This is a genomic window from Bacillus sp. 11B20, assembly GCF_056098985.1.
Window position 1 is genome coordinate 96,861 of record NZ_JBLZWZ010000008.1, and the last position, 14,753, is coordinate 111,613.

Here is a 14,753-nt window from a genome sequence, read left to right on the forward strand (position 1 = left end):
CAAACGGATGCCGCTCTTTCACATATGATGCAAAGTAGAGAAATGAGAGTTGGGGGATTAGATATGTCCAATCAGATAGAAACGACTTTGAAGACCTTTTTTCGTGACAAAACGATATTAGTTACAGGCGGAACAGGATCCATCGGCCGGCAAATCGTGAATAAATTAACAAGCTGCTCTCCAAAAAAGGTAATCGTCTTCAGTAAAGATGACAGCAAACAATACATGATGAAAAATGAGTACACAGATCATCCAGAGGTCGTATTCGCTTTAGGAGATGTCCGGGATGCAAGCCGCGTGAGACAGCTCGTCAAAGGTGTCGATATCATTTTTCATGCAGCGGCCTTAAAACAAGTACCCACTTGTGAAGATAATCCGTTCGAAGCCGTTCAAACGAATATCATCGGCGGGCAGCACGTCATTGAAGCCGCCCTCGAACATGAAGTGAGTCATGTTGTCAACATTTCAACTGACAAAGCAGTTTCTCCGACTAATGCCATGGGTGCAACAAAATTGATTTCAGAAAAACTATTTTTCCAAGCAAACGAAAGTATTCCGAATCAAAAAACCAAGTTTTGCTCTGTACGCTTTGGCAATGTGCTTGGATCTAGAGGTTCCGTCATTCCGATCATGCTCCAGCAGCTATTAAATGAAAAACCTTTGACCGTGACTGATCCTCATATGACACGTTTTTTTATGTCCATTGAAGAAGCTGTTTCCCTCACACTTCAAGCAGCAATCATGATGAAAGGCGGCGAAACCTTCATTCTCAAGATGGAGTCCTTACAGCTTGCCGATCTCTTAAAAGCATTTCATGAATATGCCGCCCAAATCAATGCTAAATCTCCGGATATTCTCGTTGTCGGAAAAAGACCTGGCGAAAAGCTTCACGAGGAGCTCACATTCCCGCACGAAGCAGATGCACTCTTTGAACATGAACAATTTTATGCCATTTTACCGAGACCACATTTGCACCCTGCCTTTCAAAAAGTCGATTTAACGAATTACACATCAAAAGAAGCACCGCTCATTACAAAAGAAAAGCTGTTCACCATCATCGAACAATTACATCATACACATCATAAAAAATAAAAAATCGTCACACGGAAGCAAATGCTTTCCATGTGACGATTTTTAAATAGATCAATCAAATAGATGTTTCAAATCCCCGTAACCTTCTTTTTCAAGATCATCCTTTGGGATAAACTTCAAAGCGGCTGAGTTAATACAATACCGAAGACCGTTTGGCCCTGGTCCATCAGGAAAAACATGGCCAAGATGAGAATCAGCTGTTTTGCTGCGAACCTCTGTCCGCACCATTCCATGGCTCGTATCAACCTTCTCTGCTACTTCTTCCTCTTCAAGCGGTTTTGTAAAACTTGGCCAGCCGCAGTGGGCATCAAACTTATCTAAAGAAGAAAACAGCGGCTTTCCTGAAATGATATCCACATAAATACCTTCTTCTTTATGATCCCAAAATTCATTTTGAAATGGCGGCTCTGTGCCATTATTTTGCGTGACTTCATACTGCATTCGGTTTAATTCTTTTATACGCTTTTCTTTTTCGTTTGCCATTATTTATCACTCCAATGTGACTCAATAAAACCTGCTCTGCCCGAACCGACATGATATCGTTCGTAGTGCATTTTGTTTTTCTTATAATAATGCTGATGATATTCCTCTGCTGGATAAAAAGGACCTGCATCTAAAATTTCTGTCACGATTGGCTTTTTGAAAATGCCGCTTTGGCTCAGCTGCTCTTTCGATGCTTCCGCTAGCTTTCGCTGCTCGTCATGATGAACATAAATACCAGTACGGTAAGATTCTCCTCTATCACCAAATTGCCCGCCATCGTCCGTTGGGTCTATTTGCTGCCAATACAGTTCTAGCAACTTCTCATACGGGAACACGTCAGGATCAAACGTAATTTGAACCGCCTCTCTATGTCCCGTTGTATTTGTACATACTTCCTCATAGGTCGGATTCACTGTATGTCCGCCAGTATACCCTGATTCAACTTTGATAATGCCCGGCTGTTCATCAAAAGGTTTAACCATACACCAGAAGCAGCCTCCTGCAAATGTGGCTAATTCTTGTTTTTCAGACATATTAGTGCCCCCTTCATTTAAAAAATGGTATCATCATATTATAACATGATAAAAAATAATGAAAATGATACGACTTGTATACCTAAAATAAAAGAAAGCATTCTGTCGTATCTTTAAAATATAATGGGGGTTTAATGATTGGAACAAAGAAAACAAATGATGTACGAAATGGACACTTTACTGAGAACCGTATTTAAGCAGATCCGTTATGAAATTAACAGCCTGCTCGAAAACGAATTATCTCGGAATGAATTTCTTATTTTAAATCTGCTCCGTGAGCAAGGTGCAAAAAAAGTAACGGAATTCGCTTCCATTCTTGGAGTGTCAGCAAGTCATATTACCGCTGTGACTGACACACTCGTAGAAAAAGGCTGGATCACCCGTATCCGTTCAAAAGAGGACCGCCGCATTATCAAAATCCACTTAACCGATAAGGGTAAGGAAATTACTGAGCATTTTGAGAAAAAGAAAACAGAATACTTTATGGAGCGATTTGAGTCATTTGATGACGAAGAACTCAAAACGATGATCAAATTATTCAAAAAGCTGGATAAAAGTCAAAAGGATTAAGCATAGATTTTAGCGCTTAGGACATGCTACGGATAAAAAGAGGTGGAATGAACCATGACAAGCCCTTATCTTTGTCCAAACTGTAAAACAAACAGAACGCGCTTTAATCTCATTGAGCAGCTTTCAGAACCTGTCAAGCTAGATCCAGCGACAGGAGCAGTTGTTGAAAGATACGAAGGAGAGCAGCTGTCTCCTTTTCACTTGAGCTATCAAGGTCCTCAAATGAAGGTCCAGTGCGGCGTTTGCGGTTTAATTGAGGATGAAAAAACGTTCATTAAACTAGCTGAATATCATCAATATTCTTCTCCTTCTTAAATGCCGGCCTGACGGAATACGTCAGGCTTTTTTCTTTGCTTCTTTTGCCTATACAGATCGTCTTTTTCATGCATACGCTACAAAAAACACCATTGTATGAGAAAGAAGGGATTGATGACATGCAGCAGCTTTTTTATCATGACTTTCCATATCGGCCATTCACTGCCGCCTATGAGCATCTTCAAAGCACCCCTTCATCAAAAGCCTTTATTCGATTATTTCACGCTGCACCAGATCTCAGTGAGCTCGCTGTTTATGTGAACCAGAAGCAGCTGATGAAAACAATGCCTTACAGCCATTTGACCGCTTATATGGAGTGGGATGAGGGAATGTATGAAATAGAAGTGTTCAAACTGGCTACAAATGAAAAAATTCTTCATTCTCGCATTCAATTTAAGAGCGGCCAGGTCTATACACTCTGTATCACAGGTGCTCGTGCAGGCTTTGCACTGCTGACTGAGCAGCAGACTACTTTGATCAAACAAGAAGACCTGTCAGCACTTACATTTGTACAGCTGTCTCCGGACCTTCCTTCTATAGATATATATGAACGAGACCAAGGGATCATATCGAAAGAGCTTGATTATGTAAACAGTACCCACATTCATCATTTCTCCCCGAATAAATATCATTTTGAATTGAAAGCCGCCGGCACTCAAAGTGTACTGCTTGATATCCCCAAAGTTCATTTGCAAACAAAGCGCGCATACCTGATTCTGCTTCATGGATTTGCTAACGGAGAGCCAGAACTTATGGCGAAGGTCGTCTTGTCTCGGCAAATATAAAAAAGAGCCTTTCCCAATGGAAAAGGCTCCTTACGAGACATCTTCAGCTTTTTCTTGCTTTTGAAAATCAAAAGTAAGAATCATCGTGCCTAGAAATAATGCACAGTAGGCAATATTTAAGTAAAACTGATCGATATTTTCTGCTTTTAAAGCATTGGCAGCTGTTATGCCAAAGTACGCAGCAAATAAAAACGACAGTAAACTAAAATATTGATAGACTCGCTTCATGATTTCACTCCTGACTCACACGTTCTATTGCTTTGGATGATAATATGAGAATTCAATTTCATCGTTCTGTAGATCAATTTTGTTCGCTTTGACATACATATCATTCGTCAGCGGCATTTCAGAAAGGCGCACTTCAACCGTTTTTTGATCTGGTTTTACATGAACGAATTCTGGCAGCTCATAGAACTGACCCATGTAGCTTAAAACAAAACTAATTGGAATGCTCAATTGTCCAATTGAAAAGTCATCCACTTTCAAAAGCACATCACCATTATCTTCAACAGTTGGCGTAAATGAGACGTTTGCATCAATCGTTGAAGAGAAAGCTTTAATTGCGCCTGTTACTTTCACATCTTGATCGATCGCTACATGAAAGTCTGGCATATCATTTGATCCTTGATTTTTCAAATAATCATTCACAAAGCTGGTGAGCGATTCTTTTGAGCTGGATATATTAAAAGCATATTCGCTTTTCACTTTTTTGGTTGAAGCGGATTGACCGCCTGGCAGCAGCATTAAAATACCGCAGGCAATCACAATCAATAGATTGATTGCAAGTAAAATAAAAAATAAGCTTTTCCATTTTTTCATCTATTTCACCCTATTCCTTCGGCAGTCCTTCTTTTTTCACTTCGGAGAATAAACGATTTGCCATAAGAGAGTACCCCTTTTGGTTTGGGTGGAAATCATCATCTGCCAGTAATTTTTCATCAGAACCTTCTTCAAATAAATCTGCTACGTTGATCATATCCGCATTGCCGTCTTTTTTGAGTTCCTTTTTGGCAGCGGCATTCCAGTCTTTGACGACTTCATCAATATCTCGCAGCTCAGACAAACTGAACTTAAAAGGATTGTACATGCTGACATACATAATTTTCGCATGGCCATTCTGTTCTCTCAGTTGAGCAAGAATGGTTTTAAAGCGCTCCTCAAAAGGACCCTGCTCTTTTTTAAAAGGAGCAAACGTCAAATTAAGCACATTTTGACGGACAACATGCATGAGATCATTCCCGCCGATTGTAAAGAAAATATAATCAGCGTCTTTCAGTCCGTCCTGCACCTTTTTTTCTTTTAATCTTTTTAACAAATCTACTGTTCTACTGCCTTTAATGGCATAGTTTTTTAATGTGACAGATTGCACGCCGTCGACCGCTTCTATCTTGTCACGGGTCATGCCTGCATAGCCTTTTTTATCTTGATCTCCGATTCCTTCTGTTAAGGAATCTCCAACCGCTGCGATGGTAATATGTTCTTTTACGTTTTGTGTGTCTTCTAGTTTATCCTTTATGCCAGCCTCTTGCGCAGAACATGCAGAAAGAACAAATGCTAGAGACATCACAATCAAAATCAAACGAGCCTTCAAACGATGATGTCCCTCCTTTTTCTGATTAAAAAAGTGTATCATGTTTTCGCTCATTTGAACATCCTTATGCTAGCTTCAGTTCAGCGTTTTGATGTCCTTGATGATGTCATCATAAGGTGTGTTTTGCACGCCATCATAATTTTTCATCACTTTCCCTTCTTGATTAACAAGGAAAAACAGGGACTGATGAATCACTTGGTCTTCATCTTCAGGTTTTTTGACAATGGTCTTAAAGCTCTTCATTGCGAATTTTTCGATTTCTGACTGTGAATATCCCGTGAGAAAATCCCAATTTTTAAAGGACAATGGATAGGCTTTTGCAAATTCTTTTAGCTTTTTCGGTGAATCGACCTCTGGGTCCACACTAAAGGAAATGATATGCACATCCAATTTTTCTTCTTTTATTCGTTTTTGCAGCTCTGTCATATGAGCGGTCATCGGCGGACAGATCGTTTCACAGCTTGTGAAAATAAAATCTGCTACCCATACTTTCCCCTTCAAATCTTCCAATGACACCTTTTGACCATCTTGGTTTTCAAACTCAAACGGCTCTATTTGATAATTTAACGCATCTTTGATTTGTCCATTTGAACATGAGACTAAAAGAAGCACGCTTATGATCATAAGCGCACCAAGTGAGGCTCCCCTTTTTCTATCCATGATATGCCCATCCCCTTTTTCCATCAATCGGTATAAAAAGTAAAGCCTATTGCGCCCTTTCCGGTATGACAAGAAATAATCGGTGTTGTGTAGGCGATGTCAATCAGTGCTTCAGGTGTATGATCAAGCAGCGCTTTTTTTAGCTTTTCAGCGAGTTCTAATGCATCTGCATGTGCGATCCCAATGGCTTGAACTGTTTTTCCCTTCACCGCCTGTACATACTGTTTTGTCAGATGACGGACAAGCGCAGAATAGCTTCTCACATTCGCTTCTGGCGTATATACCCCGTCTGTTAAGCTGGCAATCGGTTTGATGTGAAGAAGTGAGCCGATCAGCGCCTTCCCTCTTCCAATTCTGCCGCCTTTGACGAGATTTTCTAATGTATCGATTGTGACATATAGCTTTGTTTGAAGACGGATTTTATCTAATTCTGTGATAATGTCTTCACGGCTTGCACCTTTTTTGGCTAGTTCTGCTGCTTTGATGACTTGAAATCCTAATCCATAGGAAATAAAATTCGAATCAATCACCGTGATGTTTCCATCTACCATTTTCGAAGCGCTTTCAGCAGTTTGAACAGTACCACTCATCCCGCCAGTTAAATGGATACTGATCACTTCACTTCCATCTGCCGTCAGCTTTTCATATAATTCGACGAATTGACCGATCGCAGGTTGAGACGTTTTCGGCAGTTCCTCAGCGGCCTCCATTTTTTCAATAAATTCATCTGGCTGTATATTCACTCGGTCAATATAATCAACTCCAGAAATGGAGATATTGAGCGGAATCACGTGAATGGAAAGATCATTGATTTTCTCTTGCGGAAGGTCCACAGTTGAATCTGTTACAATTTTAATTTGTTTCACTATCGTCTCATCCTTGCTGTCTTAGTCTTTACTTATGATATTACCTTATTTCCTGCACACTTGAAAACAACTGACCTAACGTTTTTGAAATTGTCACATTTTCTTCTTGTCACGAAAAAAATCCTTGCCAAACTGAGCGGCAGCCATTTCAAAATGGCTACTTCCCCCTTTTGACAAAGATTCCTGCTTACGCATTGTGTTTCAGTGTAGGCTCCTGATAGATCTGTTCATATGTGCTCCACTTGACGTTACGTTTCACATCCTCTCTGAAAGAGTACACAGCTCTCTTTCCTTTAGATACATAGACTTTTTTCAAGAAAGCTTCAAGTCTAAAGGTGAGCATGAAACGATACGTCTCATCCCCCTTTAGAACAGGGACTTCTGTTACCTTGATCTGAGCTCCATCCATCCGTCTAAAACATATTGTTTTGAGCAGCACAAACGATCAATCCTCTTTTCCAATTATCTGTTAAGCCTAAATAAATAGGTGGAATAAATCTTGATCTTTATTCACTTCAACATAGTGGAAGCCTTTTTTGTCCATCCGCTCAATCAGCGCGGCATAGTCATCTCTTTCTTTCAATTCGATGCCGACAAGCGCAGGGCCTTTGCTTCGGTTATTCTTTTTCGTATATTCAAAGCGTGAGATATCGTCATTTGGTCCTAACACTTCATCTAAAAATTCTCGAAGTGCTCCTGCTCTTTGCGGAAAATTGACAATAAAGTAATGTTGAAGCCCTTCATAGATCATTGAGCGTTCTTTGATTTCCTGCATTCTGCCGATGTCATTATTTCCTCCACTGACAATGCAGACAACATTTTTGCCTTTAATCTCCTCGCGATGGGCATCTAATACTGCGATTGGCAATGCGCCTGCCGGTTCTGCTACAATCGCACATTGATTATACAGCTCCAAAATTGTTGTACATACTTTCCCTTCTGGTACTAGACTGATTTTATCGACAACAGACTGAAGCGATGTAAACGTCTTTTCGCCAATCCGCTGAACCGCTGCTCCGTCTACAAACTTATCAATCGAATCAAGTGTCACAACCTCGCCCTTCTCATGTGACGCATGCAGTGAAGCTGCGCCAAGCGGTTCGACTGCAATGATTTCGGTTTCTGGTGAGATATTTTTGATATATGTACCAACACCAGATAACAGACCTCCACCTCCGACACTTGCAAATAAAAAGTGAGGCTCCACTTCGATATCATTTAATATTTCGACAGCAGTCGTTCCTTGTCCTGCCATCACATCCAAATCATCAAACGGATGGATAAATTCGCGCTTTTCTTCATCTCCGCATTTTACGGCTTCATGATATGAATCATCAAACGTATCTCCGGTTAAAATAATTTCAACATATTCTTTTCCGAACAGCTCCACTTGGGATACTTTTTGCCTTGGCGTCGTAGCAGGCATAAAGATTTTCCCGTGGATGCCTAAATATTTACAAGAATAGGCAACACCCTGTGCGTGATTTCCAGCACTTGCACAGACAATGCCATTTTCTAGTTTATCTTTTGGAAGCTGGCTCATTTTATTAAAAGCGCCTCTTAATTTAAAGGAACGAACTACTTGAAGATCCTCTCTTTTTAAGTAGACATTACATTCATATCGTTCAGAAAGTCGCTCATTTTTTTGAAGTGGTGTATGAATGACTACATCCTTCAAATTTTGATGGGCTTTTAAGATGTCTTTCACTTGAATTAGCGTATTTTCTTTGAGCAACGGTTTCATGTACAAGATCCTTTCTCTTTAACCTTATTTAATTTGTCATTATAACATGAATATTCAAAAAATAAACCAATAGATCACGGATCCATCATAAATTTTATAAACTTTTTCGTTTTCCTGTACATTTGTTTTAATTGGGTGTTACAATTGAACCAATTATAACCACAAAGAAAGGAACCACCTCATGGCCACACAATCGTTCACGTCTATATATGGAGATCATCAAGACATCAAGCATGCCATTCATCTGGCAAAACAATTTTCGAAAAACGAACAACCAGTCTTAATAACAGGAGGCACCGGCACAGGCAAAACACTATTTGCCCAAGAAATGGCGAACGCATCTATTCCACACGCAGCACTGACACACATGTATTGCCCCATCTTGAATGAAGAAATCTTACAGAAAGCCTTCACAGAAAAAAACAATCAAATTCTTTATTTAGATGAGGTCGCCGCATTAAGTATTCCTATGCAGCACAAGGTCATTCACTTTCTAGAAACCTCACCTGCAACAAAAGTAATCGCTTCTTCGTCTTTATCAATAGAGGCACTCAGGGTTTCTTCTACCTTTTTACCCGAGCTGTTTTATCGTTTGAATGTTCTTCATTTGGCCCTTCCGGCTTTAGCTGAACGAAAAACAGACATTCCTGTGTTAACAAATGCTTTCTTTCAAGAGCTGGACATGGCTCCTGACATTGATCCAAGTGTTTGGGAAGCCTTGCAGCAGTATCCATTTGAAGGAAATGTGCAAGAGCTCAAAAATATCGTTCATTACGCTGCGTCCATACTCGAGGGCCACACGGTATTTTTACATCATTTACCTCCCTTTGTGTTAGCACCTCTTCCCTCAGCCGTGAAAGGTAAAAAGGAAGAACACCAGCTCACACTAATGGAAAAACAAGAGTTTGTTTTCTTGCTGGAAGCCATTAAATCTCTCAATGAAAAAGGAGAAGCGGCCAGCAGACGCATCCTGTCTGAACTAAGCAAGCAAGGAGACATTCCGCTCACCCCTCAGCAGGTGAGAAACCGCTTAGATGATCTTGAGAAAAAAGCATACGTGACGAAAGGAAAAGGCAGGGCCGGAACGAAGATTACACTTGAAGGTCTTTCATTCCTGAAGTCACTTGATGGTTATATACCGGTTCAATAAAAGGAGGACATCCATTGTTTACTGTAAAAGAAGAAATTGCAAACGCCATTACACATGGCATTGGTGTTATTTTATCCATACCAGCTATTGTGTTTCTCGTCTTATTCGCTGTTCAATACGGCACAGTCACAGATATTATCAGCTTTTCGATATTTGGCGCATCCATGCTTCTGCTCTATTTAAGTTCAACCCTGCTTCATAGCATTCGGCACAAAAAAACAAAAGATATTTTTGAAATCCTCGACCACTCGGCTATTTATGTATTGATTGCTGGTACATATACACCCTTTTTACTTGGACCACTAAAAGGTGCACTCGGCTATACGCTCCTTGCGATTGTATGGGCGCTTGCTGCTGGTGGGATTGTCTTTAAAATCTTTTTCGTCAAACGCTTTATAATCGTATCTACCCTCGTCTATTTATTAATGGGCTGGATGATTATCATTGCCATCAAACCGCTTTATATCCAATTAACAGGTGCAGGATTTGGACTCTTACTGTTAGGCGGCATATTATATTCAGTCGGAACCATCTTTTATATTTGGCGGAAAATCCCCTATCACCATGCGATTTGGCACAGTTTTGTTCTCGGCGGCAGTGCATCGATGTTCTTCTGTATTTTATTCTATTGCGTAAACATTCCTGCTGCATGAAAAAAACCAGCATCCACTATTCGGATGCTGGTTTTTCTATGCACGCTTTTGTGCGTAATCACTGATCATGACAGGAGCTTTAATATGAATATCGACATTAACAGGACGCATTCTCTTCACGAACTTCCCCATTAAAAGACGATCCGTTCCGCTCGTTTCAATCGGTACAAGCGGACAATCGAATTCTTCAGCAAGCGCCTCTGCAATATGACGATACTCTTCTGAAAGCAGTAGACTCTGCCCAGACATGATTCTTTCCTTTGCTTCTTCTAATAAAACCTCATCCGTTTGATTCTGGTGAATGACCGCCATTTTTTTCAACCATTGTTTTAAAATCGGATACCGAAAGAGCTTCGGCTTTGCCATAAAAGCAACTGGCTGCTCAAGGTGGCCGATCAATAATGTCGTCGTGACTGGATTCAGCTCTTTTGTGACATAAATAACCGGGCAGTCTGGCAGCTTCTTTTGCTGATGAATGGTCATGACTGATCCTGATTGATCAATACATCCCCGGGCAAACCTTTTTGCATGCTCATGAATGAGATGCATTCGTTTCGTATAGGAAATGCGTGGATCCGTTAATTCATGATCGTACAAATGCCTCATACTTTTTAAAAAGGATACAACAACATAAATCGTTAAAAACCAATAACGAAACAACCGTACTCCTCCTACTCACTTATCCTTTTTTGTCATAGACGACAAATTCATAATTGTAGGGGTTCTTTTCGTCACGATGGCCTTTTTCGCGTGATACAATCGTCCATTCGTCTTCATTGTAATACGGGAAATAACGGTCTCCTTCAAACGCATGGTGAATGTGCGTGATATAGAGACGATTCGCATATGGCATCATCTCTTCATACAGCTTAGACCCGCCAATAATAAATAGCTCTGTCTCGCTTTCCGCAATTGCCAAAACGTCAGCAATTGAATGAACAACCTCGCATCCTTCTGCTTTAAAAGAAGAACTTGTGGTCAGCACAATGTTTCGGCGGTTAGGCAGCGCTCGTCCAATCGATTCAAAGGTTTTTCTGCCCATGACAATCGTATGTCCGCCTGTGACTTTTTTAAAATACGCTAAATCTGCGGGTAAATGCCAAGGCATTTGATTATCTTGACCAATGACTCTGTCTTCTCCTGTCGCCACAATCATGGAAATCATACACTGACTTCTCCTTTAATATGCGGATGCGGATCATAGTTCTCAAGCACAAAATCATCAAACGTAAAATCAAAAATGCTCTTTACATCCCTTGTGATGCGAAGCTTAGGAAGCGTGCGTTCCTCGCGCTCCAGCTGCATTTTCACCTGCGGAAGATGATTTTGGTAAATATGAGCATCTCCAAGTGTATGAATAAACTCGCCTGGCTCAAGATTTGTGACTTTAGCAATCATCATCGTTAGGAGAGCATATGAAGCGATATTAAACGGCACGCCTAAAAAGATATCTGCCGATCTTTGATATAGCTGGCAGGAAAGCTTCCCGTTTGATACGTAAAATTGAAACAGACAATGACAAGGAGGCAGCGCCATTTGATCAATTTCCCCCGGGTTCCAAGCACTGACGATCAGTCGTCTTGAATTCGGATTGTGCTCAATATCATGAATCAGCTTTGTGATCTGATCCACGGTCTCGCCGTCTCCACTTGCCCATGATCTCCACTGCGCTCCGTACACACGGCCCAGCTCTCCATTTTCATCTGCCCATTCGTTCCAAATCCGGACACCATTTTCTTGAAGATATTTGACATTTGTATCACCTTTTAAAAACCAAAGCAACTCATGAATGATTGATTTCAGGTGTAATTTCTTTGTTGTTAAAAGAGGAAATCCTTCCTGTAAATCAAATCTCATCTGGTAACCGAACGTGCTGATTGTACCTGTACCCGTTCTGTCACCTTTTTCATCCCCGTGCTGTAATACATGACGGCATAACTCTTTGTATTGTTTCATTTTTTTCATCCTTTATTTATGTTCTTGTTGTAGTTTACCTTATTTCTGCTTTTGTTGAAACCAAAAAAACATGCCTGCATGATGAGCAGACATGTTTTTCTTTTTATACTTGATTCACTCGTTCCTGCTCTTCATCTTTAATATCTTGGTGTGAGTGAGCAATGCGGCTTGCAGCTGCTGCGGCAAGTGCAGCGACTAGGTCATCAAGGAAAGTATGCACTTCACCTGGACGGCCCTCATCTAATTCACGAATAATACCAAATTTCTCTTTATCTAAATAACCGAAGTTGGTCAAACCGATTGATCCATATACATTGACAATGGAAAGCGGAATAATCTCATCAATTCCATATAGCGGCTCATCTGTTTCAACTAAGTGCTGTAAAGGTTCTGGCAAAAGCTTTTGTTCTGCCAGCTGGTCAAGGGCAAGTCCTGTTAAAACCGCATGGACAATTTCTCTTTTATTCAGCACTTTTTCAACATTTTCAATACAGACACTAAGTGGAAGGTTTGGATGATATTTTTCTTGGAGCTTCAGCACAATGTGTGCGATATCTTCAATTTTCACTCCGCGGTCGTTTAACATTTGTTTTGTAATCTGCACCATTTCGTTCATTGTATATTTTTTCAATTGGCATGACATCTCCTTCTAGTGGCTCATCCAGCTCGGCGGGGTGTTTTTATCCCAGTAAATATTACCGAGTTCATGATGCGTCTGGAATCCATCTTCTGCTGTATGGTAATGAAAGTTAAACCAATATCCGCTGTGAGGCGGCTGATCTCTTCTGACATGGAAACGGAGCAAATCTTCTCCGGTCTTGCGGTTGTAAATGTGGAAGATTTTTTCGCCATTTCCGCTTGAAGGCTGATCAGTTAAAACAACATCTTGAAATTTTTCGTCATCTTTGAAATTTGTTAAATAGTCGGTTAACACTTGTTCAATCTTCGGCTGAATCTCTTCTCTGTACTCGTCCTCAATGACAGGTGTGATTTTACGGCCAAATTTGAGAAAGGATTGATTTTCTGCATTTGACAGCACCTCTTGCTTATATTGCTCAAAGGGATCTGTCTGCTCTTTGCTTTCCTCTTGCGTTAGTTCCCAGCTGCGCATTTCATCTGATGTATCATAAACAGCTGTATAAGGCGTTTTATCAGATGAAGAAAGTTCAGAAGGCTTGTCTGTCATCAAAGCCGACGGAGGAGAGACTAAACCAAAAGTTGCAATCGTAAAGAGCACAACAAGCGTTTTTCTCATCCACATCTTCATGATATCTAATTCCTTCCATAAGTTATCATACTGCTATTCTAGCATATAATGAATTTTCAGTCATTCAATTTGGCCATCGATTTGAGACTTTCTTTTTCATAATAAAACGTTTACAATGGTAGCAAAGGCGACTAAAATTTGGGAGGAATGGGTATGCTTGAAGGGTTTTTCATTACGGCTTCCTTGCTGACGTTATTTTATTTTGTCTATATGGAGATTACAGATTAAAAGCCCTGAATAAGGGCTTTTTTAGATGATTGACAAGGAATTCAAAGTATTGTCTATTAGTGAGGGCTTTTTTCTTTCTCAATATATCCATAATGAAATTGAGCTGTTTTTCGTTTTAAAATGTGAAATTGATAGGAATCTGCTAGAAATCGGGTGCTTTTCCAATGATCTTTTAAAACTACCCTTTTTCTCGCCACTCTCAGTGCTTCTTGGACGGCTATTTCGTTGTCAAAGTGGTGCTCTGCTGCATGACGTAGCGGAGCGATACTTGCAGATTCTTGAATTGTCTCCTCAAACATCGGATCAAAATAGACGACATCAAATGAACCATCAGAGAGCTTCTTTAGCTGCTCGATACTGTCTCCACTTACAACAGATATCCGTTTCATCGCTTCATCTGCTTCTCTTAACCCTGTCTCCCATGTGTTTAGTCCTTCTCGCACTAGCAATGCTGTCATGGGATTCTTTTCGATACCAACGACCCTTCCATTCGTACCTACTCGCATGCTGGCTGTAATGGCATCTGATCCTAAGCCAAGCGTACAATCTAAAAAGGAATCGCCAGGCTGAAGCTGCGCGGCTTCGATTAAAGGATCCTTTTCTCCGCGCATGAGCCGCTTCACCCTGAACATTGCTGAGCTTGGATGAAAGAAAAACTTTTCACCATTTGGCTGATACCATTCGAATCTTTCTTTCCCCACAACAAGGACGTCTCCTCGTTTTATCGCAAGCTGCTTGACAGATTGTTTGCGCCTCTCTACATACTCGCCGTGTAAATCCTCTGCAAGGGCTTTTGCTGTTTCAATCGTTTGTTCATTTGCTCTAAAGCTTGTTGTGATAAGCATGCGGTTCCTCCATCA

At 40.6% G+C, this 14,753-nt stretch carries 21 protein-coding genes; 6 read left to right on the top strand and 15 right to left on the bottom strand.

Going from position 1 to position 14,753, the window contains the following annotated elements; translation table 11 throughout:
• The first annotated feature begins 63 nt into the window (after positions 1-63).
• Positions 64-1,092, top strand: a complete 1,029-nt coding sequence (locus ACN6NB_RS09645; RefSeq protein WP_144464554.1) for an SDR family NAD(P)-dependent oxidoreductase — start codon at positions 64-66, stop codon at positions 1,090-1,092.
• Between the two features lie 51 nt (positions 1,093-1,143).
• Here ACN6NB_RS09645 and msrB read toward each other — a convergent pair whose 3' ends face one another.
• Together msrB and msrA are read right to left on the bottom strand one after the other, a co-directional pair.
• The gene (gene msrB / locus ACN6NB_RS09650; protein WP_024422719.1) at positions 1,144-1,575 is read right to left on the bottom strand and encodes a peptide-methionine (R)-S-oxide reductase MsrB; all 432 of its coding nucleotides are present in this window, start codon (positions 1,573-1,575) and stop codon (positions 1,144-1,146) included.
• Positions 1,575-2,108: a peptide-methionine (S)-S-oxide reductase MsrA gene (msrA, locus tag ACN6NB_RS09655; RefSeq protein WP_024422720.1), complete on the bottom strand. Its 534-nt coding sequence runs from the start codon at positions 2,106-2,108 to the stop codon at positions 1,575-1,577. Before msrA ends, msrB begins: the two co-directional genes overlap by 1 nt.
• Positions 2,109-2,246: 138 nt before the next feature.
• On the opposite strand from msrA, the gene ACN6NB_RS09660 reads away from it, so the two are divergent.
• The 3 genes from ACN6NB_RS09660 (at position 2,247) to ACN6NB_RS09670 (ending at position 3,778) form a co-directional block, all read left to right on the top strand.
• Positions 2,247-2,678: a MarR family transcriptional regulator gene (locus tag ACN6NB_RS09660; protein ID WP_007500780.1), complete on the top strand. Its 432-nt coding sequence runs from the start codon at positions 2,247-2,249 to the stop codon at positions 2,676-2,678.
• Positions 2,679-2,732: 54 nt separating this feature from the next.
• Positions 2,733-2,993, top strand: coding sequence for a hypothetical protein (locus tag ACN6NB_RS09665; protein ID WP_024422721.1), 261 nt, complete (start codon positions 2,733-2,735; stop codon positions 2,991-2,993).
• Positions 2,994-3,112: 119 nt separating this feature from the next.
• Complete coding sequence (locus ACN6NB_RS09670; protein WP_474253335.1) at positions 3,113-3,778, top strand: DUF4397 domain-containing protein; 666 nt, start codon at positions 3,113-3,115, stop codon at positions 3,776-3,778.
• 30 nt (positions 3,779-3,808) lie between these two features.
• Here the strand turns inward: ACN6NB_RS09670 and ypmT are convergent, their stop codons facing one another.
• The 7 genes from ypmT to ilvA all read right to left on the bottom strand — a co-directional run bounded on the left by ypmT (position 3,809) and on the right by ilvA (position 8,639).
• Complete coding sequence (gene ypmT / locus ACN6NB_RS09675; protein ID WP_064497491.1) at positions 3,809-4,006, bottom strand: protein YpmT; 198 nt, start codon at positions 4,004-4,006, stop codon at positions 3,809-3,811.
• 24 nt (positions 4,007-4,030) lie between these two features.
• A complete protein-coding gene (locus ACN6NB_RS09680) occupies positions 4,031-4,597 on the bottom strand; it encodes a YpmS family protein (RefSeq protein WP_064497492.1) in 567 nt (188 codons plus the stop codon).
• Between the two features lie 10 nt (positions 4,598-4,607).
• Complete coding sequence (locus ACN6NB_RS09685) at positions 4,608-5,369, bottom strand: SGNH/GDSL hydrolase family protein (RefSeq protein ID WP_058838922.1); 762 nt, start codon at positions 5,367-5,369, stop codon at positions 4,608-4,610.
• Between the two features lie 75 nt (positions 5,370-5,444).
• Positions 5,445-6,029, bottom strand: coding sequence for an SCO family protein (locus tag ACN6NB_RS09690; RefSeq protein ID WP_435890851.1), 585 nt, complete (start codon positions 6,027-6,029; stop codon positions 5,445-5,447).
• 23 nt (positions 6,030-6,052) lie between these two features.
• The gene (locus ACN6NB_RS09695) at positions 6,053-6,895 is read right to left on the bottom strand and encodes a DegV family protein (protein ID WP_024428148.1); all 843 of its coding nucleotides are present in this window, start codon (positions 6,893-6,895) and stop codon (positions 6,053-6,055) included.
• Positions 6,896-7,082: 187 nt separating this feature from the next.
• A complete protein-coding gene (locus ACN6NB_RS09700) occupies positions 7,083-7,334 on the bottom strand; it encodes a YpmP family protein (RefSeq protein ID WP_024422728.1) in 252 nt (83 codons plus the stop codon).
• A 36-nt stretch (positions 7,335-7,370) separates the two neighbouring features.
• A complete protein-coding gene (gene ilvA / locus ACN6NB_RS09705) occupies positions 7,371-8,639 on the bottom strand; it encodes a threonine ammonia-lyase IlvA (protein ID WP_366203803.1) in 1,269 nt (422 codons plus the stop codon).
• Positions 8,640-8,820: 181 nt separating this feature from the next.
• Between ilvA and ACN6NB_RS09710 the strand changes: the two genes are divergently transcribed.
• Together ACN6NB_RS09710 and trhA are read left to right on the top strand one after the other, a co-directional pair.
• Positions 8,821-9,789 carry a sigma 54-interacting transcriptional regulator gene (locus ACN6NB_RS09710; protein ID WP_039179371.1) on the top strand — a complete coding sequence of 323 codons (969 nt, stop codon included), beginning with the start codon at positions 8,821-8,823 and terminating at the stop codon, positions 9,787-9,789.
• A 14-nt stretch (positions 9,790-9,803) separates the two neighbouring features.
• Positions 9,804-10,442, top strand: a complete 639-nt coding sequence (trhA, locus tag ACN6NB_RS09715) for a PAQR family membrane homeostasis protein TrhA (RefSeq protein ID WP_024428144.1) — start codon at positions 9,804-9,806, stop codon at positions 10,440-10,442.
• Positions 10,443-10,478: 36 nt separating this feature from the next.
• On the opposite strand, the gene ACN6NB_RS09720 is transcribed toward trhA, so the two are convergent.
• The 6 genes from ACN6NB_RS09720 to ACN6NB_RS09745 all read right to left on the bottom strand — a co-directional run bounded on the left by ACN6NB_RS09720 (position 10,479) and on the right by ACN6NB_RS09745 (position 14,738).
• A complete protein-coding gene (locus tag ACN6NB_RS09720) occupies positions 10,479-11,102 on the bottom strand; it encodes a lysophospholipid acyltransferase family protein (protein WP_059377780.1) in 624 nt (207 codons plus the stop codon).
• A 19-nt stretch (positions 11,103-11,121) separates the two neighbouring features.
• Positions 11,122-11,607: a type 3 dihydrofolate reductase gene (folA, locus tag ACN6NB_RS09725; protein ID WP_059377778.1), complete on the bottom strand. Its 486-nt coding sequence runs from the start codon at positions 11,605-11,607 to the stop codon at positions 11,122-11,124.
• Positions 11,604-12,398, bottom strand: coding sequence for a thymidylate synthase (locus ACN6NB_RS09730; protein ID WP_041085780.1), 795 nt, complete (start codon positions 12,396-12,398; stop codon positions 11,604-11,606). The genes folA and ACN6NB_RS09730 overlap by 4 nt, the downstream gene beginning before the upstream one ends.
• Before the next feature lie 103 nt (positions 12,399-12,501).
• Positions 12,502-13,029, bottom strand: a complete 528-nt coding sequence (locus ACN6NB_RS09735) for a phosphatidylglycerophosphatase A family protein (protein ID WP_047203262.1) — start codon at positions 13,027-13,029, stop codon at positions 12,502-12,504.
• Positions 13,030-13,047: 18 nt separating this feature from the next.
• Positions 13,048-13,665, bottom strand: a complete 618-nt coding sequence (locus ACN6NB_RS09740; RefSeq protein ID WP_059377775.1) for a YpjP family protein — start codon at positions 13,663-13,665, stop codon at positions 13,048-13,050.
• A 284-nt stretch (positions 13,666-13,949) separates the two neighbouring features.
• On the bottom strand, positions 13,950-14,738 hold the full coding sequence (locus ACN6NB_RS09745) for a class I SAM-dependent methyltransferase (protein ID WP_144490262.1): 789 nt from the start codon (positions 14,736-14,738) through the stop codon (positions 13,950-13,952).
• Positions 14,739-14,753 lie beyond the last annotated feature (15 nt).

Excerpts from the sequence above, each read along its gene's own strand:
- ACN6NB_RS09670 (WP_474253335.1), top strand. The coding sequence starts at position 3,113 with ATGCAGCAGCTTTTTTATCATGACTTTCCATATCGGCCATTCACTGCC.
- ACN6NB_RS09730 (WP_041085780.1), bottom strand. The coding sequence starts at position 12,398 with ATGAAACAATACAAAGAGTTATGCCGTCATGTATTACAGCACGGGGAT.
- msrA (WP_024422720.1), bottom strand. The coding sequence starts at position 2,108 with ATGTCTGAAAAACAAGAATTAGCCACATTTGCAGGAGGCTGCTTCTGG.
- ACN6NB_RS09690 (WP_435890851.1), bottom strand. The coding sequence starts at position 6,029 with ATGGATAGAAAAAGGGGAGCCTCACTTGGTGCGCTTATGATCATAAGC.
- ACN6NB_RS09680 (WP_064497492.1), bottom strand. The coding sequence starts at position 4,597 with ATGAAAAAATGGAAAAGCTTATTTTTTATTTTACTTGCAATCAATCTA.
- folA (WP_059377778.1), bottom strand. The coding sequence starts at position 11,607 with ATGATTTCCATGATTGTGGCGACAGGAGAAGACAGAGTCATTGGTCAA.
- ACN6NB_RS09740 (WP_059377775.1), bottom strand. The coding sequence starts at position 13,665 with ATGAAGATGTGGATGAGAAAAACGCTTGTTGTGCTCTTTACGATTGCA.
- ACN6NB_RS09665 (WP_024422721.1), top strand. The coding sequence starts at position 2,733 with ATGACAAGCCCTTATCTTTGTCCAAACTGTAAAACAAACAGAACGCGC.
- ypmT (WP_064497491.1), bottom strand. The coding sequence starts at position 4,006 with ATGAAGCGAGTCTATCAATATTTTAGTTTACTGTCGTTTTTATTTGCT.
- ilvA (WP_366203803.1), bottom strand. The coding sequence starts at position 8,639 with ATGAAACCGTTGCTCAAAGAAAATACGCTAATTCAAGTGAAAGACATC.
- ACN6NB_RS09745 (WP_144490262.1), bottom strand. The coding sequence starts at position 14,738 with ATGCTTATCACAACAAGCTTTAGAGCAAATGAACAAACGATTGAAACA.
- ACN6NB_RS09710 (WP_039179371.1), top strand. The coding sequence starts at position 8,821 with ATGGCCACACAATCGTTCACGTCTATATATGGAGATCATCAAGACATC.
- ACN6NB_RS09645 (WP_144464554.1), top strand. The coding sequence starts at position 64 with ATGTCCAATCAGATAGAAACGACTTTGAAGACCTTTTTTCGTGACAAA.
- msrB (WP_024422719.1), bottom strand. The coding sequence starts at position 1,575 with ATGGCAAACGAAAAAGAAAAGCGTATAAAAGAATTAAACCGAATGCAG.